At 47.7% G+C, this 1,811-nt stretch carries 2 protein-coding genes; both read right to left on the bottom strand.

The window, feature by feature from the left end; translation table 11 throughout:
* Nucleotides 1–343 precede the first annotated feature (343 nt).
* Nucleotides 344–916 (bottom strand): PEP-CTERM sorting domain-containing protein, encoded by a 573-nt coding sequence (locus tag CKL79_RS22290; RefSeq protein ID WP_121971695.1) that lies wholly within the window; start codon nucleotides 914–916, stop codon nucleotides 344–346.
* A 399-nt stretch (nucleotides 917–1,315) separates the two neighbouring features.
* On the bottom strand, nucleotides 1,316–1,585 hold the full coding sequence (locus CKL79_RS24505) for a transposase (RefSeq protein ID WP_121971696.1): 270 nt from the start codon (nucleotides 1,583–1,585) through the stop codon (nucleotides 1,316–1,318).
* Nucleotides 1,586–1,811 lie beyond the last annotated feature (226 nt).

Here is a 1,811-nt window from a genome sequence, read left to right on the forward strand (position 1 = left end):
GATCTTGGCTTTGACTGCACTCTACGCTGCCTGATGAGATCCTGATTACCCGACTACCCCGCTGTCGTCACTCGCCTATACCCACTGTCACCTAATATATGGCAGAACTCAAAGGACGCGATACGGTGAAGCTTTCCGCTAGGTTCATAATGAGAACGATCTTGCTAGAAACAACTGTCATAGGCCATTCGTCGCTTGTTTCATCCAACAAGCGACAGACAACCTGACTAATCGCTGTTTCCGCCTAGAAACAGCTATAGGGCGCAATCAAAAGTTACAGCCATGCTACATTATTGTTCCTTTCTTTAGCAAAGCCGATACCCTTTGCTTTTAGCTGGGTAGCCTATCCATTTTTGCGTCGTAGACGCTTGCTGACCCCAACAATACCCGCGATACCTAGCAACATACTGGGTTCCGGCACTTTTTGGGAAACCGGAGGTTCAGGAATTGTTTGTTTATAGACAGATAGATGGGAAAGACCGGGTATATTTCCTTTTTTTCCAACCTTTGCTACGCCTGCTGTTCCCCAGTCAAAAGTTGCCAAATCTTTGACAGTGTATAGGGAGTAAGAATTTCCTGCTTTGATAGCGATCGCGCCGAAACCACTCAGCTTTGTTGAAGCGCTTCCTAACTGAGTCCCCTCACCGCCATTTGTCAACGAAACTAATTCATCTTCATTGTCCCCCGCAAAATACCAGCCCTCCCCAAAGAGTGAATTAAGGTTTGACAATCCGCTTCCTTGAGCACCCTTATCGTTTCCTAAAAATGAACCAGCGCAGTCAAGATAGCTAAAGCTCACTTCGGAGCAAGTACTGCTCCCACCCAAAACAGCAGCTTTTGCAGACGACGTTACGCCATGCACTGATAACAAGGCTACGGTTGTTGCAGTGGCAAGCGCTAGCTTCTGTATTTTCATAGATCATTTTCTCAATTGATTGATGATTACAAGTTATTGGAAAGCAGCACACACTGTGCTCAGTGAAACTACTTACTCCGGTAAAGCTTCACCAAAAGAATAAATACGTATAGCTGCTCCTTTAATCTTTCAATGTGAGAAGCAGGCTAGAAAATTCTGATAAAAGGTGTTTGTACTCTTATTTCGTCAAATGTGTCTTAAAAACGCTCGGATACTGTTGGCGAACTAATTTCGGTACTAACAAGAGGGTGCCAAAGGTCTCTATGAGGCAGGCTTTAGCGCCTTGAATCGGGAAACTCGCGTCTTGGCCAGCGGTACATCGTTGAGGTAGCTGACCAGGCGGTCGAGGTTGATAGCTGCGCCTATCGCCATGTTCTGTAAGTGCGTCTTGGCTAGACCTCAATAGCGAGAACGCCGTAGGCCAAAACCACGGACGCCTTGCGAGAGGGTGCCTTCAATACCTGCCCTGCGCTTGTAGCGTTCTTTTCCTTCTGTACTATCGTGAGTTTGCCTAGCTTGCTCCAGCGCTTCGTACTTCGCTTGGGGTAGAAAGGCCACGCTTCGCATCGGGCTGCGCGTACACAGCTCTTTGGCGGCGCATACTGAACAGTCGCGTCTGCTGAATCTGGCTTTGATATAGGTTCTATCAACCAGCCCTCTAAAGGTCATTCCAAGGCTGCTTAATAATTTCTGTAACCCTTTCTATAGGGAGCTTTGGCTTATCAGTCCCGAAAACGCCAATCGTTAAGTTGGTTAAAGCAAGCGTGCCACCGCCCTGCTAGCGGTTGAATGATGGAGTATTAGGTGACAGTGGGTATAGGCGAGTGACGACAGCGGGGTAGTCGGGTAATCAGGATCTCATCAGGCAGCGTAGAGTGCAGTCAAAGCCAAGATC

Origin of the sequence: Leptolyngbya sp. BC1307, from assembly GCF_002286735.1 — a bacterium.
Taxonomy (GTDB): domain Bacteria; phylum Cyanobacteriota; class Cyanobacteriia; order Phormidesmidales; family Phormidesmidaceae; genus Phormidesmis.